Source organism: Mycolicibacterium xanthum (genome assembly GCF_019710635.1).
GTDB lineage: Bacteria > Actinomycetota > Actinomycetes > Mycobacteriales > Mycobacteriaceae > Mycobacterium > Mycobacterium xanthum.
The window spans coordinates 12,322-35,795 of sequence record NZ_JAIFZS010000031.1; the positions used below are offsets into that span (position 1 = coordinate 12,322).

Sequence of the window (23,474 nt, forward strand, 5' to 3'; positions counted from 1 at the left end):
CGCGGTCTGGGCGTAGATCAGCGCGGTCTGGGCGTAGATCAGCACCTGGCAACCTCGACAATCTGAACGAAACCGTCCGCCGCTCAACAATTCTGAGTGCTCACCGACCAACTCGCCGACATCACTGCGCTCAAAGCCGACGCCGGGACCCGTGGCTGAGCGACGAAGCAGCCCGCCACGAGCACGTCACCCCACGCCCTCGCCGACCATCTCCAACGTCTCGACAGATGCATCTTCCCCCGATATCGCGTTCGCTCACACAGCCCACGTGATAAATCTGATGCCGAGCAATAAGGAAATCTGCTCTTGCCGGGCGGGCGTCACGGCAGGGAGGACCGACGACGGGGGCGCAGCGGTGAGACTCGCGACCCGGCTGGGTCTGGCCGTCGTGGCCACCCCCGTGGCAGCGGCAGGCGTTGCCGGCGCCCGCGAGGTCGCGCGGGCGGCGACGGCGCTCCGTCGAGGCGTCACCGAGCGTGAGGGTGTGCCGGTGCCGGCGCCGTCGGTCGGCCTCGGTGTGGCGGCCGCTCTCGACGGGCTGGTCGCCGGCCCGATGCCGCTGCTGTCGTCGCTGGGGTCACGGGAGCACTATGCGTCGGCGTCCGCCGAGCTCGATGCCGCTGTCCGTTATTACCGCGACGCCGGATGGCTCGATGACCCAGGACTGCGGCACCGGCGTCCGGATGCACCCGATGACGTGGCCGTCGAAGCCGTGCCACACGGGGTCGAGATCGCCAGGTTCGACAGCGGGTGGCGGCCCGAGAAGGGCGAGCCGGGTGCCGAGCGTTGGCTGTCCCTCGGCGCCAACGAACAGGTACCGGTACGGCTGCTGCGCCACCCCGGCGCGCCTCGGCCGTGGCTCGTCGCCGTCCATGGCCAGGGGATGGGCCGGCCGGGCGACGTCGAGATGCTGCGCGTGCGCCACCTGCATGAGGAGCTCGGCATCAACGTCGCGCTCCCCGTGCTCCCGCTGCACGGTCCGCGCGCCTGCGGCTTGTCCCCCTACCGCCAGTTCGCCTCCAATGTCTTCGCGGCGAACAATGTGCTGGGGCTCACCCAGTCGGTGTGGGACGTCCGACGGCTGCTGCGGTGGCTGCGTGACGACCAGCACGCACCCGCGGTGGGCCTGCTCGGCGTGTCGCTGGGCGCATACGTCATCAACCTGCTCTCGACACTCGAGGGCGATATCGACTGCCTGATCGCGGTCGTGCCGACCAGCGACCTGGCCGCGTCGATGCGCGACGCCACGCCGGTCACACCGACGAAACGGCGGCTACACCGCGAGGTGCACGATCATCGCTCGGTGCTCGTACACCAGGTCGTCTCACCGCTTGCCAGGCCTTGCCTCGTCGCCCACCAGCAGCGCCACATCGTCGCCGGGCAGGTCGACCGGATCGCCCCGCCCCGCGGGGCTGCCGAACTCTGGCGCCACTGGGACGAGCCATCGATCGCCTGGTACCCCCGCGGCCACGTCACCGCGTGGCGCGGGTCGAACTACGACAACCACATCGCCTCGGTCCTCACCGCATCTGGGCTGTGACACTGTTCGTGACGAACTGAGGAGGAACCTTGCGCCAGCTTTCCAGCGCAGACTGGACGATGTTGTCGCTCGACACTGCGACCGCACACAACACCATCGGCATCGTCGGCATCTACGACCCTGCGGCGCGCCCGGAGTCGGGCGGCCCAATCACCTACGAGGAGGTGCTCAAGTACATCGAAGCGCGCCTCCACGTCGCCGAGAGTTTCCGGGAACGGCTCGTCAACGTGCCGTTCGGACTAGACCGCCCCTGGTGGATTCGGGACGGCGACTTCGACCTCGAATACCACGTTCGGCACATCGCACTACCCCAGCCCGGAAGCTGGCGGCAGCTGTGCACCCAGATCGCACGCATCCACGCGCGGCCCCTCGACCTCACCAGGCCGCCCTGGGAGCTGTACCTCATCGACGGACTCAACGGCGTCGAGCACCTGCCCGAGGGCGCCTTTGCCGTGTTCCTGCGGGTGCACCACGCCGCCATCGACGGTGTCGCCGGCGCCGAGATCCTCACCGCGATCCATACCCGCGAGCCCGATGAGGCACCGCCGCCGGCGCCCGAGGCCTACCACTGGGAGCCAGACGCCATCCCGGGCGACATCGACCTGCTGGGCCGGGCCGCGCTGCACGGCGCCATCCGGCCGTTTGACGTGCTGCGCCGGGTCCGCAAGATGGTGCCCGAACTGCCCTCGCTCGTAACCGACACCCGCGACCCCGACGTCACATCACCGGCGTCGCTGCCCAAGGCGACCCGCTTCAACCAGATCGTCTCGCCCCACCGCGTATTCGGCACCGCCTACACCACGCTGGACGTCCTCAAGGAGATCCGCACGGCGGTGCCGGAAGCAACGATCAACGACGTCGGTGTCGCGATCGTCGGCGGTGCCATCCGCCGCTACCTCCTCGACAAGGGCGAGTTGCCCGACGAGGCCATGGTCGCGATGATGCCGATCTCGATCCGGCCGACGACCACCCGCGCCAGTGGCACTGCGACCTCGGCGACCAGCACCGGGACCAGCGGCAATGAGTACTCGATCGCGCCCATCACGATGGCGACCGACGAGACCGATCCCCTCGAGCGGCTGACCCGCATCGTGACGTCCACCGCGCACGTCAAGGAGTCCGGCGCCCACCCCGTCCGCTCGCTCATCGCGATGTCCGAGGAGGCGTTCGGCGGCCTGATGGGCACCGTGCAGCGGGCGGCCGTGCGCGCACTGAGCCGCAGCGGCCGCACCGTCGCCGCCCACACCCTGGTGAGCAACGTCCCCGGACCTCTGACCCCGATGTACTTCTGCGGCGCACAGATGGTCGACACCACCGGCCTCGGCCCGGTGCTCGACGGCATGGGCCTCAACAACGGCATCGGCAGCTACGGCAACCGGGTGACGTTCTGCTTCACCGCCGACCGCGCCGCCCTCCCGGACCCCGAGGTTTACGAGCAGTGCCTGAGCGGTGCCGTCGACGAGCTGCTCGACGCCGCCCGCGCTCGCACCAAGTCCGACGGCGAACCCCGCAAGAGGTCATCCTCACGCGACACGCCCTCATGACGGTCTGCTGACTCGACGGTCCAGTGGCAGAGGCCTGGCACTTCGCCCTCAGTCGCTCAGGCGTCGAGGACGAAGATCGGCTTGTGCCCGGGCCGCTCTGAGGTCAGGACGTCGGGGATCTCGTCCCATTCGTAGATGCCGCTGGTGACGAGTTCGGGATGGAGAACACCCGCAGCGACGGCGTCCAGCGTGGGGGTCATGCTCGCCCTCGCGTGGCCCTTGCCGTTGTGGAAGTTCACTCCACGTAGGTAGAGCTGCAACATCGGCACCGCAACGTCCTGGAAGTAGATGCCGACGCTGTTGACGTATCCCTCCGGAACCACTGAAAGCAAGGCTTTCTTGAGCTTTTCGGGGTCGCACGAGGCATCCACGGCGAGATCGAAGTCCTTCTCCCGCTTGCCGTCGATATCGGCGACTTCGGCCCCGAGTTTCTCTGCGACCGCCATCCGGACCGGGTCGTCGTCGTAGTAGACCGTGCGCGCGCCGGCACAGTGCACGGCGGCGTCGACACAGTACAGCCCGATCGACCCTGTGCCGCCGAACACCGCCACCTGGGGATCGGAGATCTGAGACACAATGGGCACCACAGTTTCCCAGCCGAGGCCCAGGTTGTCACCGATCGAGGCCAGGTGTACGGGATCGACACCGGTCGGCAGTAGCGCCAGGTTGTAGTCGGCGAACGGCACGCGGATCAACTCCGAGAAGGTGCCGCCCCAGACCCCGTTCACGGGCAGTCCGTACTGGGCATCACCGTGGCGCAGGCACCGCGCGGGATGGCCCTTGAGGCATTGCGCACATGTCCCGCAGGCGATGTGCCAGGCCACCCCGACGACATCACCGACCGTGATGCTGGTGCACCCGGGGCCGACTTCGACGACGGTGCCCACGCATTCGTGGCCGAGGGCGAACGGGGCAGCCGGGGAGAAAGACGTCTTGTCGGCGATGACATGGTGGTCGAGGTCGCAAGTGGTGGCGGCCAGCGGTCGCACCAGGGCGTCGGTCGGATCGACGATGGTGGGGGCGTCCACCTCGTCGAAACGCAGCTTCCCGGGTCCGACGAAGGTCAGACTTCTCATTGGTTCTCCTTTGGCTGAGGGTCAGGACGTGACATCCCGGAAAACCTTGCTATAACGATCGTCATAGTCTGCCCTTGACGCTAGACTATAACGACCGTCATAGCAAGGAGTGCTGTCGTGGCCGAAGATCCGTCCGGACGTCAACGCATGGTCGCGGGCGCGGCCGACATGATCAGCCGCCGCGGCCTCAACGCGACGAGCGTGCGCGAACTGGCCAAACACACCAAGGCGCCGCTGGGCTCGACCTATCACTACTTCCCCGGCGGCAAGTACGATCTCGCGACCGAAGCAGTGCGCTGGGCCGACGACCTCACCATGGGCGTGCTGACCGAGGAACTTGCCGCGGGCCCGCAGGCCGGACTCTCCGCTTTTCTGTCCCTATGGCGAAACATCGTTCTCAACAGCGATTTTCACGCCGGATGTCCGGTCTTGGCGGTATCGGTGGAAGACCTGCCCGAGGAACACGACACACCTCGGAAAGCCGCCGCAGAAGCGTTTCAGCGGTGGACGTCGCTGCTGGCCGATTCCCTGCGCGACGCAGGAGCGCCCGCGGATGACGCCGAACAAGGAGCCACGCTCATCGTCGCCGCCGTCGAAGGCACCGTGGCAATGTGTCGCGCCCAACGCAGCATCACTCCCCTCGACCACGTCACCGCCCAACTCACCCAGATGATCGAGAAGATGCTGCCCGAACTGCCGCCGGCAGCCCGCCCTGCCACTGCACGGCGCCGCAAGAAGACGCCGAGGCGATGACATGACAACCACCGCCCGAACGGGCGCCGGGGCACCGCTTGCGCCGGCCGCAGAGACCCGCGGTCGGCGCGGCCGTCCCTATCGTATTGATATCATTGATATCGGGAGGTAGATCGCATGGCTGATGTGTTGATCAGAGGACTGTCCGACGCAGCGGTGGCGCACATCGACGCCGCCGCGGCGGCGCGGGGACTGTCGCGGCAGGAGTATCTGCGCCGACGGTTCGAGGCGGAGCGATCAGAGGCGCAACCCCAGAGCAAGCTCACGCTCGAGGACATGCGTCGCGCAGCCGACGCCGCTGCGGATCTCGACGATCCAGCGGTGATGGAGCGCGCGTGGCGGTGACCACGTGGCTCATCGACAAGTCGGCCTACACCCGCATCGGAAGTTCACCGGACGCCGATCTCTGGATAGACCGGATCGAACGTGGGCTGGTACGAATCAGCACCGTGACCCGCCTCGAGATCGGCTACTCGTTTCGCACGGCGGCGCAAGCGCGCCTCGAGGTCGTATCGCCACCACTCTCGCTCATGCCGGTCGAGTACCTGACGCCCGCAGTAGAAGACCGAGCCGTCGAGGTGCAGCTGATGCTGTCCGATCGCGGCCAGCACCGTGCGCCGTCGATTCCCGACCTCCTCGTGGCCGCCACCGCCGAAATCGCGGCACACACAGTTCTCGCTCATGACAAGGACTTCGAAGTGATCGCACAGGTTTCCGGACAGCCCGTCGAACGCCTCCGCATGCTCTGAAGGTGTCGCGCAAGTACGCGTAGCGGCGACTGCCGCCTTGCCATCTGATTCGATGACTGTCAATATCGATGCATGTCGAAATCAGGTGGGCTGGACCCCGACGCCGAGGTGTGCTGCCCGCCGGGAGCCTTGCTGCACGAACCGCTCTCGGCAACGGCGGCCGCCGACATGGCGGTCAAGCTCAAAGCGCTGGCCGATCCGGTACGCCTGCAGTTGTTCTCGGCGATCGCCAGCCACGCCGGCGGCGAGGCCTGCGTCTGCGACATCTCGGCCGGCGTCGAGGTCTCTCAGCCCACGGTGTCCCACCACCTCAAGGTGCTGCGCGATGCCGGGCTGCTGACCTCCCAGCGGCGGGCCTCCTGGGTCTACTACGCCGTGGTCCCCGACGCGCTGGCCAGCCTGACCGCCCTGCTCGATGCCACGGCCGGAGCCCCCTCATGACCGACAGCACCGCCACGACGGCGCCACCGGTCGTCGGCAAGCTCTCCACCCTCGACCGCTTCCTGCCCGTCTGGATCGGGGCGGCCATGGTGGCCGGCCTGCTGCTGGGCCGCTGGATCCCCGGCCTGAACATCGCGCTGGAAAAGGTTCAGATCGACGGCATTTCGCTGCCCATCGCGCTGGGCCTGTTGATCATGATGTACCCGGTCCTGGCCAAGGTGCGCTACGACCGACTCGACTCGGTCACCGGTGACCGCAGGCTGCTGATCTCCTCGCTGGTGCTCAACTGGCTGCTCGGTCCGGCGCTGATGTTCGCCCTGGCCTGGATGCTGCTGCCCGATCTGCCCGAGTACCGCACCGGGCTGATCATCGTCGGGCTGGCCCGCTGCATCGCCATGGTCATCATCTGGAACGACCTGGCCTGCGGTGACCGTGAGGCCGCTGCCGTGCTGGTCGCGCTGAACTCGATCTTCCAGGTCGCGATGTTCGCGGTGCTGGGCTGGTTCTATCTGTCGGTGCTGCCCGGCTGGCTGGGGCTCGAGCAGACGACGATCGACACCTCCCCCTGGCAGATCGCCAAGTCGGTGCTCATCTTCCTGGGCATCCCGCTGCTGGCCGGCTACCTGTCGCGCCGCATCGGCGAACGCACCAAGGGTCGCGAGTGGTACGAGACGAAGTTCCTGCCGCGGGTGGGGCCGTGGGCGCTCTACGGGCTGCTGTTCACCATCGTGATTCTCTTTGCCCTGCAGGGTGATCAGATCACCAACCACCCGTGGGACGTCGCGCGCATCGCGCTGCCGCTGCTGGCCTACTTCGCCATCATGTGGGGCGGGGGCTACCTGCTGGGCACGGCACTGGACTTGGGCTACGAACGCACCACCACGCTGGCCTTCACCGCCGCAGGCAACAACTTCGAGCTCGCCATCGCCGTCGCGATCGCCACCTACGGTGCCACCTCCGGACAGGCGCTGGCCGGCGTCGTCGGTCCGCTCATCGAGGTTCCGGTCCTCGTCGCGCTGGTGTACGTCTCGCTCGCGCTGCGGAAACGCTTCACCCACCACACCTCCCAACACCTGCCCGAGAACTCGACGACGAGAACGGAGTAACCCCGATGACCGAAACGCCTGTCACCCACCAACTGCGCTCAGACCTGTCCATCGACCAGAAACTGGCGCTCAAGACCGCCTCGACCCGGTTGCACACCGAGTTCGACCAAACCTTCGGCGCCGAGACCATCGAGCGTTTCCTGCACTCCTCCTACGACCAGTTCGCCGGCCGCGCCACCGTCCCCAACTTCCTGCCGCTGCTGGCCGAGCGGTTCGCCCGCCAGCGGCTGCACGCGCTGGCGCGGGTCGAGGGCAAGATCAGCGACGGCAGGCCCATCGTGCTGTTCCTGTGCACCCACAACGCCGGCCGCTCCCAGATGGCCCTCGGGTTCTTCACCCACCTCGCCGGCGACCGGGCCGTCGCCTGGTCGGGCGGCTCGGAACCCGGCACCGAGATCAACCCGTCGGCGATCGCGGCGATGGCCGAGGTCGGTGTCGACATCACCGGCGAGTACCCCAAACCCTGGACCGACGAGATCGTCCAGGCCGCGGACGTCGTCGTCACGATGGGGTGCGGGGACGCCTGCCCGATCTTCCCCGGCAAACGCTATGAGAACTGGGAACTCGCGGATCCGGCTGGCCAGGACGTCGACGCGGTGCGGCCCATCCGCGACGACATCGAGGAACGCATCCGTCGGTTGCTCGACGAACTGAACGTCGCCGTCGCACGCTAGCCGTGAACCACGGTGAAGGTGCGCGCGGCACGTCGGTGCTGTTCGTCTGCGTGAGCAACGCCGGCAAGTCGGTGATGGCCGCCGGGCTCATGCGGCAGATCGCCGGCCCGAACATCCGCGTCACCTCGGCCGGCACCCACGCCAAGACCGCCGTCAACGGCCTGTCGGCCCGGGTGCTCGCCGAGGTCGGCGTCGATATCAGCGATCACCGGCCCACCCGACTCACCCCGCAGATGCTCGACGACGCCGACCTCGTCGTCCTCGTCGGCAAGCAGGCCGACCTCGACCAGTTCCCGGGCGTCGCCTTCGAGAGGTGGGACACCGACGAGCCGTCGGAGCGCGGCATCGACGGCATCGAACGGATGCGCCTGATCCGCGACGACATCGCAGATCGGGCGCGCCTGCTGGCGTCCAGCCTGTGACAACCTGGACACCCGCCGCCCGGGGGTGTCAGGTCGCGGCGTTGGAGATCTTCGCGGTCATCCCGCCCGGAGGCGCAACCGGCGCGGCGACGATATGCTGGCACGATCGGCACCGCCGCCGCCCCGTGTGGCGCCGAGTGCCGAGAAGAGCCAATTGTCCAGGCAGATATACCGATTCGAAATCCGATGCGACAGCTGTCAGACCGTCGTCGTGCTGTCGTCCGCCCCTGCCAGGCAGACAACGCGCGATGAGCTGGTCGCGCGACGGCTGCTCAACGAGGTGCTCGTCGACCTGGGTTGGCTACCGACCACGGCGGGGGCGTTCTGCCGGGAACATGCGCCGTCGGCGCGACAGCGTTTTCACCGCCCGGGAAGACCGTACTGACCTACGTTGTCGAACCAGGACGCCCCGGGGTCTGCGAGAGCCTTGCGGAACAGCACCCGGTGCATCGCCGTGTCGCGTTTGACACAATCCGACGCTACGGGCCACCCGACTGGTCGTTGTCCGCCCTCGAGCCGATCGGGGTGTCCGCATCGGCGTCCCTCGCCTCTGCTTCCGAGCGGGCGTCGTCGCCGCTGGCCACCTGATCGGCCAGCTCCAGCCCCGCACCGGCGTAGACGTTGAACGCGATGTCCACCCCGTGATCCTTGGCCCACTGCACCTCGTCGTCATAGCGGGCCACGGCGGCCACCTGGCCGCTGAACCCGGACACCCGCAGACACTCCAGCGCGGTGACGTTGGCGCCGTGACGCGGCATCGCCAGCACGGCGATGCGCACCGAGTCCGACCGTTGCATCCGGTTCCAGAAGTCCAGGTCGGTGGCGTCGCCCTCGATCACGTTGAGGCCCGACTCCTTGAGCCGCCCGATCCGGGGACCGTCGTAGTCGACGCCGACCACCCGCAGGCCGTAGTGGTCGGTCATCCGCTGGTAGGCCGCGAACCCGACCCGGCCCATGCCGATCACCACCACCTCGGCGTCGCCGGCGTCCAGCGGACGTTCCTCGGGATGCAGCGTGGCCAGGTTCTGGGCGGGCAGGCGCGCCGCGATCTTCTCCACCATCAGATGCCCGCGACCGTTGACCAAAGCCGAGGCCACGAAGCTCAACGCGACGGCGATCGATATCTCCACCAGCCACGCCGGCGCCAGCATCCCGGCCGAGACCCCGACCGACACCACGATCAGGCCGAACTCGGAGTAGTTCATCAGGCTCAGCCCGGCCAGCAGCGCGGTGCGGTAGCGCAGCTTCATCAGCGCCAGCAACACCACATACCCGGCCGCCTTGAACGGCAGCAGCGCCACCATCAGCACCGCGATCACGATGGTGGGCAGGTCCGGTAGCCCGGTCAGCCCGATCGACACGAAGAACCCGACCAGCAGCAGCTCCTTGATGTGGAACAGCGAGCGCGCCAGCTCCGAGGACGCCGGATGCGACGCCAGCAGCACACCGATGACCAGCGCGCCGAGATCCCCCTTGAGCCCGACCGCGGAGAACAGCGCGTAGCCGGGCACCAGCGCCATCACGATGCCGAACAGCGACTGCATCTCGCCGTGGCCCAGCTTGCTCCAGATCCTGCGCAGCACCCGGGTCAGCGGCCACAGGCCCACCAGCGCCAGCGCCCACGGGCTGGGCAGGTGGCCGCTGGTGGCGGTCAGGAACACCACCGCGACGATGTCCTGCATGACCAGGATGCCGATGGCGACGCGCCCGTAGAGGGCATGCGATTCGCCACGCTCCTCGAGCACCTTGACGACGAACACCGTGCTGGAGAACGACAGCGCGAAGGCCAGCAGGGCGATGGTCTGCATGCTCTGCCCGACGAGCATCGCCAGCCCCGCCACCGCGGCCAGCCACAGCACCACACCGCCCAGGACCACGCTGATGACCATGTGCGCCGATGTGGTCAGCCACACCTCGCGGCGCAGCAGGATGCGGACGTCGAGCTTCAGGCCGATCGCGAAGAGCAACAGCGTGACGCCCAGATCCGCCAGGATCTCCAGTTGCGGGACGTGCTCGACGTTGAGCGCGTTGATGACGAAACCCGCCGCCAGAAAACCCACCAACGGCGGCAGGCGCAACGCCAGGGCAAGGCCGCCGAGACCGAAGGTGATGACCAGATAGATGGCGACAACCGTCACGCGCTGCTCCCCTTGCTCATCCGGTGTGGGCGGCGACCGGCTTCATCGACGTCCCCGCAGTGCTGCTGGATTCATACCAAACACCGGGGTCTTGTGCGGGCCGCCGACCGGCCGCACGCAGAGCTATCAGTGTGACGCCTTCCTCCAATGGATGGGGCGCCTCACCGATGGCTCGCACGTACTGTCAGACCGTGCGCGATGCCAATGACACAGCATCGGCCCCGGTCGGCGATGAGGAACGGCGCAGGGTACAGAAGCGCACCCTGACCGTGGTGGTGGCCAGCCAGATCCTCGGCGGCGCCGGACTGGCGGCCGGTATCGCGGTGGGTGCATTGCTGGCCGAAGACCTGCTCGGAACCGACAGCTTGTCCGGTGTCCCCACGGCGTTGTTCACGCTGGGCGCGGCGACGGCGGCGTTCCTGATCGGCCGGCTCACCCAGCGTTGGGGGCGCCGCCTCGGCCTGGGTCTGGGTTTCGCCGCCGGCGGCGTCGGAGCGATCGGGGTCGTGATCGCCGCGGCCACCGACAACGCGCCACTACTGTTCGTGTCGCTGTTCGTGTACGGCGCGGGGACGGCGACCAATCTGCAGGCCCGGTATGCCGGAACCGACCTTGCCGATCCATCCCGGCGCGGGACGGCGATCAGCGTGGCCTTGGTGGCCACCACCTTCGGGGCTGTCGCCGGACCCAATCTGATCACCCCACTGGGCTCGCTGGCGACCGCGCTGGGACTGCCGGTGCTGTCCGGTCCGTTCCTGCTGGCCGCCGTCGCTTATCTGGCCGCGGGGATCGTGTTGATGATGCTGCTGCGCCCCGACCCCTACCTGCTGGCCCGCAGGATCGCCGACGAGATGAGCACCCGTGCGTCCGGCGGCGAACCCGTCGCCGTGCCCCCTCCCGGAAAGGGCGCCTACCTGGGCGCCGCGGTGATGGTCGTGACCCAGATCGCGATGATCGCGATCATGACCATGACCCCGGTCCACATGCGGGCTCACCATCACGACCTGGCCGCCGTCGGGTTCGTGATCGGTGCGCACGTCGCCGCGATGTACCTGCCGTCGCCGATCACCGGAATCCTGGTCGATCGGATCGGGCGGGCCGCGATGACCGTCGCCTCGGGTGTGACGCTGCTGGCCGCCGGTCTTGTTGCGGCCCTCAGCCCAGGCAGTTCCCTCCCATACCTGACCCTGGCGTTGGTGCTGCTCGGACTGGGGTGGAACTTCGGGCTCATCGCCGGCACTGCACTGGTGGTGGACGCGACGGTGCCCGACAACCGACCCAGAACCCAGGGCGTCATCGACGTCGGGATCGCACTGTCCGGCGCCGCCGGCGGAGGCATGTCCGGCGTCGTCATGGCGACCGCCGGATATCCGGTCCTGTCCAGCGCGGGCGGCTTACTCGCGCTGCTGCTCGTTCCCGCCCTGCTGTTGACGCACCGCCCCGCCGGCGTCCGAGCCAAGGTGTGATCGACGGCGGAGCACACGTCAGCGGTGTCGGCTCGGGAGGATGTTGTGGTTGATCCGGAACACGTTGTCGGGATCGCACTGCGCCTTCACCTCAGTCAGCCGGCCGTAGTTCGGACCGCAGGTGGCTTTCACCCGGTCTCGGCCCTCGTCCCTCATGAAGCCCTCGTCCCTCATGAAGTTGGTATACGCCCCGCCCGCCGAGTACGGATGGGTGGTGTCCCGGTAGTCCACCGTCCAGCGCTTCAGCGCTGGCGCATTCGCCGGATCCGGGTCGACCCCGACGATGACCTGGGTGGGTGCCCAGCTTGCTCGCCCTGTACACCGAGCTCAACTGCGATCATGGTATGACCAGCGCCCTCAACCACCCGCTACGAGAGCAAGAACCTGATGTCCGGCCAGTTCGTCGCGCTGTTCGGCAGCGCCGACCGCTACCTCGCGCGGATCGCGGCACTGAGCGGTGAAAATGCCCTGGCCGAGCGTTATTTCGGCACGGCACTCGACATGGATCGGCGCACGGGATCACTCGCGCATGTCGCCGAGACGCTGGCCAGGCAGGCGGTCTTCTTGGCCGGTTGCGGTCGCGCCGAGGAGGCCCGGCGATTTGCCGATGAGGCAGCTGCCATCGCCGAACCGATTCACCGCACTCCTCGACGCAGGCACCGCGATGGTCTACCCCACCCTGCTCGCCGCCATCGGCGATGTCGCCACCCGCTGTGGTGGGTCCGCGCGGTGTGGGCCGCCGCCGCGATCTCGGTCATCTCGGGTATCACAGTCGCCGCCTGCATGTACGAGACACACCCGAGGCCCAGCCTCCCGCGGTGACACGGGTAAGCAGCGGGCGGGCTAAACCGGCTCTCGAAGTTCCAGGCGAGACCCAATGCTGTTGGGGATGTACGCGTCCGGCATGGCCGCGGCGATGGCGTGGGCGGCGCGCCACCCCGTGCAGTGCGCCGGGATGATCGCCTCGGCGCCGAGTTCGGCCAGAGCGTCGACCGTGGGTCCGATGAGGGGTTCGAATGCGGGACCGCTCAGGTGGAACCCGCCGACAACGGCGGCGACCCGCTCCACGCCGGTCAGGCGCGTCGCATGGCGAACGATGTTGACGATCCCGGAATGTCCGCACCCGGTCAGCACCACGAGCCCGTGGCCTGCAACGTTCACGATCAGCGCCTGGTCGTCGAGGATCAGCGGATCCGGTGTCCACGCTCCGTCGGTGAACGCCTCGTGGAACGGCATACCGCGTTCGAACTCCGTGGTGCGGTCGATCTCGCCGGTGATGAGCACCGAATCGTCGATCAGCAGCGAGGACTGCCGTCGTTCGATCACGTCGATTCCGGCTTCGCGCAGGGCGGTGCAGCTGGGCGCAGGAAGTTCGAGTTCGAGCAGACCCGGAATGGCGATGCGCCGCTTGGTGAACGCTCCCGGATGGATCACCAGCGGCAGGTTCGACGGGCCGACGCTTCGGATCAACCCGTCCAGTCCGGTGACATGATCGAAATGCCCATGGCTGAGGACGACGAGCTCGATGTCAGACGGTGACAGCCCGAGGCGCCGCATGTTCTGCACCAGACCGTCGGGGGTCATCCCGGCGTCGAACAGCAGATGATGGTCATGACCGGCTCGGCTCACCGTCACCAGCATCGAGAAGCCGTGCTCCGCCAACGGGATATCGAATGTCTCGCCGGTGTCGAGCACATTGGTCGCCAGCCTCGGCGCCGCAGCTGCGGCCACCAGACTGTGACGATGCACCGGTCCCTGGTCGGTCAGCAGCAGGTCGGTGCTGTTGTCGACCAGCGTGGTCAAGGTGACCGCGTCCACTGGGGCCAACGCGACCAGATCGGTCATCGTTGCAACCGGCTCGGCCGGAATCACCGGGAAGGCAGCCGCACCGGGATGAACATGGGGTTCGAAGCACATGCCGGCCTCCTTCATCGGGTCGCCGCCATCATGGTAAACGCCCATCGCGCTGCGGAATTCAGGATCCGGCGGCCTGACCTTTCGGCGATACGGAGAGTCGGCGGGCCGTCAGCGGCTCTGCCTTGCCCTTGAGGTCGAGCGCGACGGCATCGCCCCCGCTGACCCCGCCGAGCCGCGCCACCGTGTCCGACATGACGATCTGACCGCCCGCGGCGACATGCTGAAGCCGCGACGCGGTGTTGACGACGTCGCCGATCGCGGTGAAGTCGCGGACCTCCCCATCACCGACGATCCCGACGTAGGCCGGGCCCACGTCGAGACCGATACCGACCTCCAATTGCGGACCGGTGGGCGACCCGTACCCCAGATCGCGCAGGATCTTGTGTGCGTCGGTGACCATGGATTCGATGTATCGGCCGTCCCTGCTCAGCGGCGCGAAATACAGGCCCAACACGGCGTCACCGATCAGTTTGTCGACGATGCCGTGTTGCACGATGACCTGTGTCAGCGCCGCGTAGAAGTGGTTGAGGCGCGCCGCCATATCGGCGGGGGCGATCCGTTCGGCAAGTGCGGTCGAGTTGCGGACATCGGCGAACAGCACGCCGATCGTCAGTGTCACGCCCCCGGCCGGGGCGGACTCGAAACACATCTGGCACCAACGCGGGTTCTTGCGCGACGGGCTCTTGCCCACCCGGGCCATTAGCCAGCCTCCGACACCCCCGAACGGGTTGCCGCACGCCTCGCACCGCGGCTCGGATGGAAGCCTGGACAGAACGCCGATCGCACGGCGGACCCTGGCGTGGCCGAAGTACTCGTAGAACCGCGCCCACTCCTCCGCGCTGACCTGTGCGCCGCCCGGTCGCTGCGGCACGCGCCGCCTGGCCATGACATCGATTTTCCCACGGTCTGGCCACCGGTCGGAGCCGTTTCGGCCGATCGGTGTCGGCTCCGTCAGGACGGCACCCGCCGCGCGGCGGTATACCGCCGTGATCGGCAGCGGCGCCCGCTTCTGCTTCCAGCTGCCGAAAGAGATGATTTGTCAAGGCGCATATACGAATTCGAGATCCGACGCGGCAGCTGCAACGGCCTCGTGGTGTTGCCCTGCAAACACCGAGCGGACAAACACCGCGCGACGAGTTGATCGCGAGCCGGTTGCTCAATGAAGTCCTCGTCGATTTAGGTTGGCTGCCAACGACGTCAGGCGCGTTCTGCCGAGAGCATGCCGCGTCGGCGTTGCGCTTTTGCCAGCCGAAACGACCATTCTGACCGCGGTCGGCAAGCCGGCCGGCCAGTAGTACAGCCATTCACGCTGCCGGCCTGACCGGTTCGATCGTGCCTGCGTCCAGTGACGGCCCGAGTTCGATGGTAGGCACACCGCCAAGAGTCCGCTGAACGCTCCGAGCCGGTGGTCTCCGTGTGGCGGGTTGTGGATCCTCACCCTGGGAGCTCGCTCTCAGCGCGCCGCTCAGGCAGATCGCCGAGCGTTGGCCCAGCACCGAGCGGGAGCCGGTGACCATTGCGGTGTTCGATGACACCTGCGGCAACCTGATCCAGACCCGGAACAACCGACGGTCAGGACTGGCTGCGGTTCCATTCGATCCACCCCACCCCGGTGCGGCCGTCGGCGGTGCGCACGGTGCCCCAGGCCCGCGGGAAGCGACTGAGCCGACCGTCAGTCGAGGTCAGCAGCACGGGCGCGTGCCCGCGTACATCGATGGTCGCGGCGATGTCCCCCGGGGCGAAATCCAACTCTGCGGACACCGGTAAACCGTTGTCGGAGAACGTCTCCCGAGCAGCCACCCGCTCGAGCTCGACGAGGGGTTCGCCGGGACGCTGCAGGTAACCGACCGACATCGGCGGTATCCCCGGGATGCGGATCTCCACGCCGTGCAGGTGCGTGCCGTCGTCGAGGTGCAGCGCGCTCCACACCCAGTCCATGCTCCACCAGTCGCGCGGCGCCCACGAGTGGTCGCGCTGGCCGGCGACGTCGGCGAACTCGTAGGTCTGCCCGTCCGCGGTCACCGAACCCGAGACCGTGCAGGGAATCTCATAGCGGGGCGACAGCCGGTACTGGTACGGGGTTCCCACCGTCGTCCAGGTCAGATCCACTGTCACCTCGACCGGGCGGCCCGGCTCGCCGCGCAGCAGCGCCGACGGGTCGTCGTAGGCCTGCCCGCGGCCGCGCATCGTGACGCCGAACGCCTGCAACGGGTCGAGCACCGCCATGCCGAACTCCAGGTCCCCGGTGCGGACCAGGGTGTGGTCCTCGGGCAGTGGCGCCTCGAAGTCCAGGGCCGCGATCGTCGGCATCCCGGGTCCGCACAGCAGCCCGTTGATCCACCCGTGTCCCTGGTTGGCGATCAGTCCGAGTCGGAACCAGCCGCCGACCTGCTGGCCCGGATCGGCGAAGTCGAAGTACCAGCTCTCACTCCACAGCGCCTCGTCACCGGCCTGGTGGCGGCCCTCGTCGGCGGGCTCCGGCTGCAGGGGCTCCGGGGTGGCGGGCGGCGGCAGGATCGCCATCGCCCCGGTGTCGATCACCTGCTGGCAGTGCCGCGCCAGCATCGCCATGAACATCTCGTCGCCGCGCGGGGTGCGTTCGACGACCATCGAGGACACGATCGCCATCAACACCCCGAGGAAGCTCTGGTGGCGCACCCCCTCGCGAACGTCCGCCAGGCTGACCGGCGTTTCCGGGCCCAGGGCGCGGTGATAGGCCTCGAGCAACTCGTCGTAGTGTTCGCGGCGCTGCTCGATCGGCAGGGCACACCCGAGGAAGTACGCGACGTCGCTGAACGCCGGCCCCCACGTGACCGTCTGCCAGTCGACGACCGTCAGCGGCCGGTCCGCCCCGGGCTCACCGAACAGCATGTTGTCCAGGCGGAAGTCGCCGTGCACGAGCCCGCGGGGGGCCTCCGATACCGTTTCGGCGGCCATGTAGGCGTCGAACACCGTGACGAAGTGGTCGCACACCTCGCGGTGCGACGGGTCGATCCGGTCGCCGTAGCGGTCGATGAAGCCCGCGTACAGGGCAGCGACCAGATCCTGGTTGACCGGGGACTCGCGGGTGAGCCACTTCGCCCCGGCCAGCGAGTCGTTGCCCAGCAGCGGTCCGTGCACGAGCCCCAACTGCGTCATCGCCAGCAGCGCCTGCTCGGCCGTGGCGCCACGGATCTCGTCGCCGACGACAGCGGGCGCGGCGTCGCCGAGCAGCAGGTCGAACGCCCCGGTCGCCGGGTCGTAGGCCGCATGCAGGCACGGCGCGATGGGCCCGTCCAGCCCGGGGGCGACGTCGGTGTAGAAGTTGACCTCGCCCTCGTAGAGACCCATGGCCAAGCCGGTCTGCCGGCTGCTGGGGTCGGCGGCGGCGACCTTGAGGACCATCGAGTCCGGTCCGTGTTCGGCCTCGGCATAGCTCAGCGTCACCCGGTAGCACTCGCTCATCTGACCGGTGCCGATGCGCTCGACGGTGAACTCCGTGACGGTCCCCTTCCCGATCACGCTGGTCAGCCAGTCGGCGGTCAGGTCGGAGGCTCGCTCGATGATGCGGGGACGCAGTGACGACGACACCGGGCCAACGTATAGCAACCGTCCTGAGCCGAACGGTGCATCCGCGAAATCAATTGACGGCCGTCAAACCAGGACGGCGCAGGGTCACCGAACGCGCTTTCTGGCGGACCTGACCGGGTCAGGACCGGATGAACTGCAACAGGTCGGCGCACGACCTCGCCGCCCCCGGTGGAGTGCCCGACGTGCACGCGTCGCGCAGATCCAGGTGCTCGACCACCGCGGCCAGATCGTCGGCGTGGTGATCCATCTCGTGGCCGTCGGCAATCTAGGCTGGACCGGCCCTGCCCGCGCCGGTCGTGGGCGATCACCCGATAACCGTGGCCCAAGAAGAACATCATCTGGGCGTCCCAGTCGTCGCCGGACAGCGGCCATCCGTGGCTGAACACGATCGGCTGGCATCGCGTGTCCTGACAAGCGGCGGAAGGGAATCCACGAGACGCCGGCGGCTCGCGACCGACAGCACTCCCGATCCCCGGTGCGTTCGCATCAGAGCGGTGACGGCCGGCGCCCAACTGCTGGGTCCGAGAATGCCTGGTGCCCGGTGGTTTCGGAATACCTGCCAGACCCCTGATCGCACGAATCCGTACCGGTGTCCCGGATTCCCACAGCGATCGGCGGTAGGATTCGCGGCGTGCTGGTTAAACGCCTCGCCGCGCTGCTTGGCCTGTGCTGGGTGGGCCTCGGCCTGGGCTTGACGATGCTTCCCGCCCAGGCTTCGGCGGATGTCTGCGGGTCCGTCGGTGGCCGCCACGTCTCGGTGAGCGGCTGCGGCAACGTCGCCGATGCGGTCGCGCCGTGGGTCCCGCCACCGTCCTATTACGCGCCGATGCCCGAGGACTTCAACGCGGCACCGCCGCCACCACCACCTCCGCCTCCCCCGCCGCCGCCGCCGAACGTGAACGTCTGCGCGAACTTCGGACGGCGGGTCAGCGTGAGCGGCTGCATCTAAAGCCGCCCGCCCGAGTGCCGTTCACGCTGGCCGGCGTCGTTGGGACGGTCGCCCTCGGCCCGCGCATGCAGCGGATCGAGGTCGAGGCCGAGGACCCCGGAACCCTCGCCGTCCCGGTCGCGGCCGACGCGGCGGTCGGGGTCTATTTCGGCGGCGGCGACCCGTCGGGCACCGACGCGCGGACCTACTCGGTGCGCCATCACGACGGTGCGCGACTGACGCTGGACGTCGTGCTGCACACCCATGGGCCGGGCACCGGCTGGGCGTCGACGGCCCGGCCCGGACAGCGGGTGGGTCTCGACCACGCCCGGTCCTGGTACCGGCCGCCGCCCGAGACCCGGTGGCAGTTGCTGGTCGGCGACCTGGCCGGGTTACCCGCATGCGCGCGGATCCTCGACGAACTCCCCGCGGACGTTCCCGTCACGCTGGTCGTCGAGGTCCCCGACGACGCTGACCTGGACTATCTCCCCGGTCATCCGAATCTGACGATCGTCGCGGCGACCGGGACCGGCAACGGCTTGGGCCCGAGCCGATTGGGCGGGCTGGTCGCCGGGCTGGCGCTGCCCGACGGGCCGGGCTACTGCTGGTTGGGCGCAGAGGCAACCCAGTCCCGGGCGGTCCGCAAGCACCTTCGCGCGCTGGGCTGGACCACCGACCGATACGACGTCACCGGATACTGGCGCCACGACTCCGAACGCTGGGACGCCCGGTTCGCGCAGGTATCCGGCGACGCACTGGCCGTCTACCAACGGGCGCTGGCCGACGGCAAGGGCGACAAGCTGGCCCTCGAGGAGTTCGACGAGGCGCTGGAACGGGTCGGCCTGTGAGCGCTTACTCGTAGTTGATCTCACCCGGCCGGAACCGGCCCTTGGAGAAGTCGATCTGGGCCGCCGGGTTGGCCACCGCGGTGGTCATCCCCGACCCGAAGGCACCGAGACGGTCGAACAGCGTCGCGGTGCCCACCGCGATCCCGTCCGTGGCGTGATGGGAGTCGGCCTGGACGCCGATCCAGCGATCAACGGGCAGGCGTGACAGCGCCACCGTCAGGTCGCCGTTGATGTATCCGATCCCAGCGCTGCCCAGGTTGGTCACCAGGCTGGTGGCCTCGGCCAGCTGGGCCGCCCGCACGAACCCGGAGCTGTCCTGCCCGGCCACCACGTTGATGCTGTTGTGGAAGAACCGCTTTCGCGCGTCGTTCTGGTGGTCGGCGGGCGACCGGGTCCATCCGGCACCCTCGCTGGTCACGTACGGCAGCAGATCGTCGTCGGGCACCGGAGCTACCGGAAACGCCGTGCCGGCCGTCCACAGCTCTCCGGGCGGGGCCTCGGACCTGCGGTACTGCACCAGCGTCGCCCGGGCCACCACCCGGCCCTCCTGCACCACGTCGCATTCGGCGCTGCGGACCCGGCGCCCGTCACGCACCACCCGAAGGTCGAGCGTTGTGTGCCGGTTGCGTCCCGCCCGCACCAGATCCACGGTCAGCCTGGTCGGCATGAACTCGGGCGAGCCGAACCGCTTCTCCAGCGTCCAGGCGGCCAGCCCGACGATGGCCGGGCCGTTCAGATGGTCCGGCCCCCAGTGGCTGTGCGCGAACCTGGTCGGCGCGAACCCGTCGCCGTCGGCGGTGAAGTAGGCCGCGTCGTCGGTCACTCAGGTGTTCCTGCCTCCATTGACACCGAGGATCTGTCCGGTGATGTAGCCGGCGTCCTCGGAGATCAGGAACGAGCAGGCCGCGGCGATGTCCTCGGGGCGGCCCATCCGGCGCACCGGGGTCGCTTCGATCGTGGCCTGCACGCCCACAAAGCCGCGTGCCTCGGCGCTCCGCAGCATCGGGGTGTCGATGAACCCCGGCGGAACCGCGTTGACCGTGATGCCGGCAGGCCCGTACTCCAGTGCCAGACACTTGGTCAGCCCGTTGACCGCGGACTTCGCCGCGACGTAGTGCGACATGTAGGGCGTCCCGGAGTGGGTGCTGGACGAGGAGATGTTCACGATGCGCCCCCAGCCGGCCTCGATCATGTCGGGCAGGACCGCCTGGGTGCAGTGGAAGACGCCGTTGAGGTTGACGTTCACGACGCGCTGCCACTCGTCGAATCCGATGTCGGTGAACTTCTTGAACCCGTCCAGGCCCGCGGCGTTGACCAGGATCGCGATCGGTCCCAGCCGCGTGCGGACGGCGTCCAGCGCGGCATCGACCTGCTGCCGGTCGGTGACGTCGGCGACTTGGGAGAAATCGTCCTGGCCGGGCTGCAGATCGAGGGTCGCGACCTGGTGGCCGTCGGCACGCAACCGCTCGGCCACCGCGCGGCCGATCCCCGACCCGCCTCCCGTCACTACCGCAGTCTTCATTCGGTGTCCTTTCTGCGCTTCCGCGGTGCCCGTATCCCGAGCGTTTTCCGTCCCGCGTCGATCAGGTGGGCGCTGAGTTCGTCGTCACTCAGCCCTGCAGGCAGCGGGCCCGCGGCCGCCGCCATTCCGGCGAAAACCATCGCCGCGCGCACCCGGCCCGCGGGGCCGGGGTCCACGTCGGCCAGCAGCGCCATCTGCCGGCGGATGAGCGCCACCCACTCGGCACGCTGCTCGAGCGCCGTGGCCACGCCGGGATCGGCCGCGAGCACCGCCACCAGTCCGCGGTTTCGCACCGCCAGCTCGGCGTAGCCGGTGAGCATCCCGTCCGCCCTGGCCGACGGCGAGCGTTTCAGGCTCGCGGCCTCGACCACCTGCCCCAACTCGGCCAGCAGCGGCTCGAGCACGGCGATCAGCAGCTGCTCACGGGTCCGAAAATGGTGGTAGATGGCGGCTTTGGTGAAACCCATCTCGTCGGCGATCATCTGCAACGAGGTGCCGGCGTAGCTGTGCCTGGTGAACAGGTCGATCGCCACACCGATCACCCGGTCGCGGGTGTGCGTCGCGGAAGAACGGTCCACAGCGGCGATGCCCACAACCGACCTCCCATCACAGACCCAGCCAACTCCTAGCCGATCGTAAAGTAGACCACTAGCCGTTCGGCAAGCAAATGGCGCCGCGAAGGTCAGCGATTCAGCTGCCAGATCCGGCCCGACAACGCGGTGGCGAACGCACACCACAGCGGGTAGACGGACAGCGCCGCACCGGCGCGAGGGTTGACCGCACCCGCCCGGCGGGCCAGGTCGGCGCTGCTCGCGGTCAGCGCGCCGGCCAGCACCGTGGCCGCACCGAGCCGTCGCCGGTTGAAGAACACCCAGCTCCAGCCGGCGTTGAGGACCAGGTTGGCCGCCAACGCCCGGCTGTAGGCGCGGGCCCGCTCGGTCTCACCGCGCTCGTTCAGCGTGTCGATCGTCGACGCCGACACGACGGCGATGTCGGCGTAGAGGATGTTCCACGCGATCGGGAACGCGGCCCGCGGCGGCTGGAAGCCGGGTTTCCTCAGCCGTTGGTACCAGGGCGAACCGACGGCCGGCCCGGTCGCCAGACCACCGGCCGCACCGGCCGCGAACGAGGCACCGGCGGTTTTGGCAAGGGTCAAGGCGCGCATCGTGGTTCCTTTCTTACGGACTTGCATTAACGGTCCCACATACCCCGATTGCAGGGCCGCGAACCGGACTAACCCGACCTGGCGACGACCGCGCGGTAGGAGCCGTAGAGCACCGCAGCCACCGCCATGTTGACGAAGTAGGCGATGTCGGCGCCGTGCCAGGCGACCGCGACCGGCCCCTGGATCAGCGTGGTGTTCATGAACGGGATCGCCGCGGCGTAGGACAGCACGAACACGATCAGCGCCGCCACGGCGTGGCGGCGCTCGGTGGTCTCCAGCGCCGGGTTGAGGGTGGCGCGGTCCCGCGAGCGGATCCGCCAGTCGATCACCACCACCGAGACGAACGCCGGAATCCAGTAGCTCACCAGCAGCAGCACATCGGTGAACCGGGTCGCCGTGTCGGCCGCGTGCAGCCACAGGATCAGCACGAAGGCCAGCGCGGTGACGATGACCGCCGACAACGGCCTGCGCACCCGCACGCCCACGGTCTGCAGCGCCAGCGAGCCGCTGTAGTCGTTCATCACCCCCGATCCGATCGAGGCGACCGCGATGATCAACAGGGCGAGCCCGCCGAGCAGCCCGCCGCCCATCACCGAGCGGACCCCCTCGGCGGTGTGCTCGGCCACCACTCCCGCCGCGGCGATGCCGAGCCCCTGGACGAAGACATACGCCGCCAACAGGCCCGCGACGGTGTAGCCGAACACCCTGATCCGGGACACGTCGGCGGGCAGGTAGCGGCTGAAATCGGCCGCGTAGGTCGCCCAGGAGACCGCGAGGCTGAACGCGATGGTCACCTCCAGCACGAATGCGCCGGCCAGGTCGGCACCCGCGACCGAGGCCGGGGTGACGATCTCGTGGCCGGCGACCAGCTTGACGGCGAACACCACGAACGTCGTGAACAACACCACCGTCAGCACGGCCTGCAGCCGGTGGATCAGCTCGTAGCCGAAGAAACCGACCACGCCCTGCACCCCGAGCACGATCAGCACCGCCGACCAGAACGGGATCCCGAGCAGCACCGCCAGCGCCTCACCGCCGAACAGCCCCACCAGGGCGTCCCACGCGATCGACGAAAGCCACTGCAGGACAGCGGGAACCGCGACCGTCGGCCCGAACGCCATCCGCGCGTTGGGCAGCTGCCCGGCTCCGGTGCGCGGCCCCCAGGTGGACAGGTAGCCGACCACCAGCGATCCCAGCACGGTCCCGATGACCATCGCCAACAGACCCAGCCAGAAACCGAGGCCCAGCAGGATGGCCAGCGTGCCGGTGAACACTCCGGTCATGTTGACCTGCGGGGCGAACCACACGGTGAACAGTCGCGCCGGCCTGCCGTAGCGCTGGTCTTCGGGCACCGGGGCGATGCCGTGTGTCTCCACCGCCAGATCCCCGGCCGCCGACGGCCGCCTGCCGGTGAACGCCGCCCCCGTCAGCGCGCCGGATCCGAGCTGGGGCGAGGTTCCCTGAGCCATGGCCTTATTCGACCACGCCCCGCACGGCTGGCCCCGGCCACCCCGCGCGGCGATGATTCACCGGTCACCGCGGCTGCCCCTCGACCGGTTGTCGGAGTCGCTGCGCACGGCGCGATAATCGGGAGAAGCCGAGACTGGCTGATCAC

General features: G+C 68.6%; 24 protein-coding genes and 1 pseudogene. 13 read left to right on the forward strand and 12 right to left on the reverse strand.

Translation table 11 applies throughout. The annotated features are described in order from the left end of the window. Window positions 1-355 precede the first annotated feature (355 nt). Both JDV09_RS13570 and JDV09_RS13575 read left to right on the forward strand, forming a co-directional pair. A complete protein-coding gene (locus JDV09_RS13570) occupies window positions 356-1,540 on the forward strand; it encodes an alpha/beta hydrolase family protein (RefSeq protein WP_221369659.1) in 1,185 nt (394 codons plus the stop codon). Between the two features lie 29 nt (window positions 1,541-1,569). Beyond that, a complete protein-coding gene (locus tag JDV09_RS13575; RefSeq protein ID WP_221369660.1) occupies window positions 1,570-3,084 on the forward strand; it encodes a wax ester/triacylglycerol synthase family O-acyltransferase in 1,515 nt (504 codons plus the stop codon). A 56-nt stretch (window positions 3,085-3,140) separates the two neighbouring features. On the opposite strand, the gene JDV09_RS13580 is transcribed toward JDV09_RS13575, so the two are convergent. Beyond that, window positions 3,141-4,160 (reverse strand): zinc-dependent alcohol dehydrogenase, encoded by a 1,020-nt coding sequence (locus JDV09_RS13580; protein ID WP_221369661.1) that lies wholly within the window; start codon window positions 4,158-4,160, stop codon window positions 3,141-3,143. Window positions 4,161-4,277: 117 nt separating this feature from the next. Here JDV09_RS13580 and JDV09_RS13585 point away from each other — a divergent pair, with 117 nt between their 5' ends. The 7 genes from JDV09_RS13585 to JDV09_RS13615 all read left to right on the forward strand — a co-directional run bounded on the left by JDV09_RS13585 (window position 4,278) and on the right by JDV09_RS13615 (window position 8,305). Continuing rightward, window positions 4,278-4,913: a TetR/AcrR family transcriptional regulator gene (locus JDV09_RS13585; RefSeq protein ID WP_221369662.1), complete on the forward strand. Its 636-nt coding sequence runs from the start codon at window positions 4,278-4,280 to the stop codon at window positions 4,911-4,913. A gap of 117 nt (window positions 4,914-5,030) precedes the next feature. Continuing rightward, window positions 5,031-5,258: a type II toxin-antitoxin system VapB family antitoxin gene (gene vapB, locus JDV09_RS13590; protein ID WP_221369663.1), complete on the forward strand. Its 228-nt coding sequence runs from the start codon at window positions 5,031-5,033 to the stop codon at window positions 5,256-5,258. Then, window positions 5,249-5,662 (forward strand): PIN domain nuclease, encoded by a 414-nt coding sequence (locus JDV09_RS13595; RefSeq protein WP_221369664.1) that lies wholly within the window; start codon window positions 5,249-5,251, stop codon window positions 5,660-5,662. The genes vapB and JDV09_RS13595 overlap by 10 nt, the downstream gene beginning before the upstream one ends. Window positions 5,663-5,734: 72 nt before the next feature. Further along, complete coding sequence (locus JDV09_RS13600) at window positions 5,735-6,103, forward strand: ArsR/SmtB family transcription factor (protein WP_221369665.1); 369 nt, start codon at window positions 5,735-5,737, stop codon at window positions 6,101-6,103. Continuing rightward, a complete protein-coding gene (gene arsB / locus JDV09_RS13605) occupies window positions 6,100-7,209 on the forward strand; it encodes an ACR3 family arsenite efflux transporter (protein WP_221369666.1) in 1,110 nt (369 codons plus the stop codon). The genes JDV09_RS13600 and arsB overlap by 4 nt, the downstream gene beginning before the upstream one ends. A 5-nt stretch (window positions 7,210-7,214) precedes the next feature. Further along, window positions 7,215-7,883, forward strand: coding sequence for an arsenate reductase ArsC (locus JDV09_RS13610; protein WP_221369667.1), 669 nt, complete (start codon window positions 7,215-7,217; stop codon window positions 7,881-7,883). 2 nt (window positions 7,884-7,885) lie between these two features. Continuing rightward, the gene (locus JDV09_RS13615; protein WP_308124123.1) at window positions 7,886-8,305 is read left to right on the forward strand and encodes an arsenate-mycothiol transferase ArsC; all 420 of its coding nucleotides are present in this window, start codon (window positions 7,886-7,888) and stop codon (window positions 8,303-8,305) included. Window positions 8,306-8,784: 479 nt separating this feature from the next. Here the strand turns inward: JDV09_RS13615 and JDV09_RS13620 are convergent, their stop codons facing one another. Beyond that, complete coding sequence (locus tag JDV09_RS13620; protein WP_221369668.1) at window positions 8,785-10,443, reverse strand: cation:proton antiporter domain-containing protein; 1,659 nt, start codon at window positions 10,441-10,443, stop codon at window positions 8,785-8,787. Window positions 10,444-10,634: 191 nt separating this feature from the next. Here JDV09_RS13620 and JDV09_RS13625 point away from each other — a divergent pair, with 191 nt between their 5' ends. After that, window positions 10,635-11,909: an MFS transporter gene (locus JDV09_RS13625; RefSeq protein WP_308124124.1), complete on the forward strand. Its 1,275-nt coding sequence runs from the start codon at window positions 10,635-10,637 to the stop codon at window positions 11,907-11,909. Window positions 11,910-11,927: 18 nt separating this feature from the next. Here the strand turns inward: JDV09_RS13625 and JDV09_RS13630 are convergent, their stop codons facing one another. After that, complete coding sequence (locus tag JDV09_RS13630; protein WP_308124125.1) at window positions 11,928-12,140, reverse strand: BBE domain-containing protein; 213 nt, start codon at window positions 12,138-12,140, stop codon at window positions 11,928-11,930. Window positions 12,141-12,546: 406 nt separating this feature from the next. Here JDV09_RS13630 and JDV09_RS13635 point away from each other — a divergent pair. Continuing rightward, window positions 12,547-12,731 (forward strand): annotated as a pseudogene (locus tag JDV09_RS13635) (MFS transporter); the annotation flags it as partial. A gap of 21 nt (window positions 12,732-12,752) precedes the next feature. Here the strand turns inward: JDV09_RS13635 and JDV09_RS13640 are convergent. From JDV09_RS13640 to JDV09_RS27490, 4 genes are all read right to left on the reverse strand, one after another. After that, window positions 12,753-13,826 carry an MBL fold metallo-hydrolase gene (locus tag JDV09_RS13640; RefSeq protein WP_255605324.1) on the reverse strand — a complete coding sequence of 358 codons (1,074 nt, stop codon included), beginning with the start codon at window positions 13,824-13,826 and terminating at the stop codon, window positions 12,753-12,755. 58 nt (window positions 13,827-13,884) lie between these two features. Continuing rightward, a complete protein-coding gene (locus tag JDV09_RS13645) occupies window positions 13,885-14,712 on the reverse strand; it encodes an adenylate/guanylate cyclase domain-containing protein (RefSeq protein ID WP_221369670.1) in 828 nt (275 codons plus the stop codon). A gap of 686 nt (window positions 14,713-15,398) precedes the next feature. Continuing rightward, window positions 15,399-17,396 carry a DUF7064 domain-containing protein gene (locus JDV09_RS13650; RefSeq protein ID WP_221369671.1) on the reverse strand — a complete coding sequence of 666 codons (1,998 nt, stop codon included), beginning with the start codon at window positions 17,394-17,396 and terminating at the stop codon, window positions 15,399-15,401. Further along, a complete protein-coding gene (locus JDV09_RS27490; protein WP_372452914.1) occupies window positions 17,348-17,734 on the reverse strand; it encodes a hypothetical protein in 387 nt (128 codons plus the stop codon). The genes JDV09_RS13650 and JDV09_RS27490 overlap by 49 nt, the downstream gene beginning before the upstream one ends. Window positions 17,735-18,093: 359 nt before the next feature. Between JDV09_RS27490 and JDV09_RS13660 the strand changes: the two genes are divergently transcribed. Continuing rightward, complete coding sequence (locus tag JDV09_RS13660; protein ID WP_255605332.1) at window positions 18,094-18,345, forward strand: hypothetical protein; 252 nt, start codon at window positions 18,094-18,096, stop codon at window positions 18,343-18,345. A gap of 14 nt (window positions 18,346-18,359) precedes the next feature. Then, window positions 18,360-19,172 (forward strand): siderophore-interacting protein, encoded by an 813-nt coding sequence (locus JDV09_RS13665; RefSeq protein ID WP_221369674.1) that lies wholly within the window; start codon window positions 18,360-18,362, stop codon window positions 19,170-19,172. Window positions 19,173-19,176: 4 nt separating this feature from the next. Here the strand turns inward: JDV09_RS13665 and JDV09_RS13670 are convergent, their stop codons facing one another. From JDV09_RS13670 to JDV09_RS13690, 5 genes are all read right to left on the reverse strand, one after another. Further along, a complete protein-coding gene (locus JDV09_RS13670) occupies window positions 19,177-19,995 on the reverse strand; it encodes an acyl-CoA thioesterase domain-containing protein (RefSeq protein ID WP_221369675.1) in 819 nt (272 codons plus the stop codon). After that, window positions 19,996-20,694 (reverse strand): SDR family NAD(P)-dependent oxidoreductase, encoded by a 699-nt coding sequence (locus tag JDV09_RS13675; protein WP_221369676.1) that lies wholly within the window; start codon window positions 20,692-20,694, stop codon window positions 19,996-19,998. It lies immediately after the preceding gene. After that, entirely contained in the window at window positions 20,691-21,272 is a 582-nt protein-coding gene (locus JDV09_RS13680) for a TetR/AcrR family transcriptional regulator (protein WP_221369677.1), read from the reverse strand. The genes JDV09_RS13675 and JDV09_RS13680 overlap by 4 nt, the downstream gene beginning before the upstream one ends. 104 nt (window positions 21,273-21,376) lie before the next feature. Continuing rightward, a complete protein-coding gene (locus JDV09_RS13685; protein ID WP_221369678.1) occupies window positions 21,377-21,859 on the reverse strand; it encodes a TspO/MBR family protein in 483 nt (160 codons plus the stop codon). Between the two features lie 68 nt (window positions 21,860-21,927). Continuing rightward, complete coding sequence (locus tag JDV09_RS13690; RefSeq protein ID WP_221369679.1) at window positions 21,928-23,328, reverse strand: purine-cytosine permease family protein; 1,401 nt, start codon at window positions 23,326-23,328, stop codon at window positions 21,928-21,930. Between the last annotated feature and the right edge of the window lie 146 nt (window positions 23,329-23,474).

Coding starts and splice junctions, on each gene's coding strand:
- JDV09_RS13640 (WP_255605324.1), bottom strand. CDS start 13,826: ATGTGCTTCGAACCCCATGTTCATCCCGGTGCGGCTGCCTTCCCGGTG.
- JDV09_RS13610 (WP_221369667.1), top strand. CDS start 7,215: ATGACCGAAACGCCTGTCACCCACCAACTGCGCTCAGACCTGTCCATC.
- JDV09_RS13685 (WP_221369678.1), bottom strand. CDS start 21,859: ATGCGCGCCTTGACCCTTGCCAAAACCGCCGGTGCCTCGTTCGCGGCC.
- JDV09_RS13675 (WP_221369676.1), bottom strand. CDS start 20,694: ATGAAGACTGCGGTAGTGACGGGAGGCGGGTCGGGGATCGGCCGCGCG.
- arsB (WP_221369666.1), top strand. CDS start 6,100: ATGACCGACAGCACCGCCACGACGGCGCCACCGGTCGTCGGCAAGCTC.
- JDV09_RS27490 (WP_372452914.1), bottom strand. CDS start 17,734: ATGATGTTCTTCTTGGGCCACGGTTATCGGGTGATCGCCCACGACCGG.
- vapB (WP_221369663.1), top strand. CDS start 5,031: ATGGCTGATGTGTTGATCAGAGGACTGTCCGACGCAGCGGTGGCGCAC.
- JDV09_RS13600 (WP_221369665.1), top strand. CDS start 5,735: ATGTCGAAATCAGGTGGGCTGGACCCCGACGCCGAGGTGTGCTGCCCG.
- JDV09_RS13690 (WP_221369679.1), bottom strand. CDS start 23,328: ATGGCTCAGGGAACCTCGCCCCAGCTCGGATCCGGCGCGCTGACGGGG.
- JDV09_RS13660 (WP_255605332.1), top strand. CDS start 18,094: ATGCTTCCCGCCCAGGCTTCGGCGGATGTCTGCGGGTCCGTCGGTGGC.
- JDV09_RS13580 (WP_221369661.1), bottom strand. CDS start 4,160: ATGAGAAGTCTGACCTTCGTCGGACCCGGGAAGCTGCGTTTCGACGAG.
- JDV09_RS13645 (WP_221369670.1), bottom strand. CDS start 14,712: ATGGCCAGGCGGCGCGTGCCGCAGCGACCGGGCGGCGCACAGGTCAGC.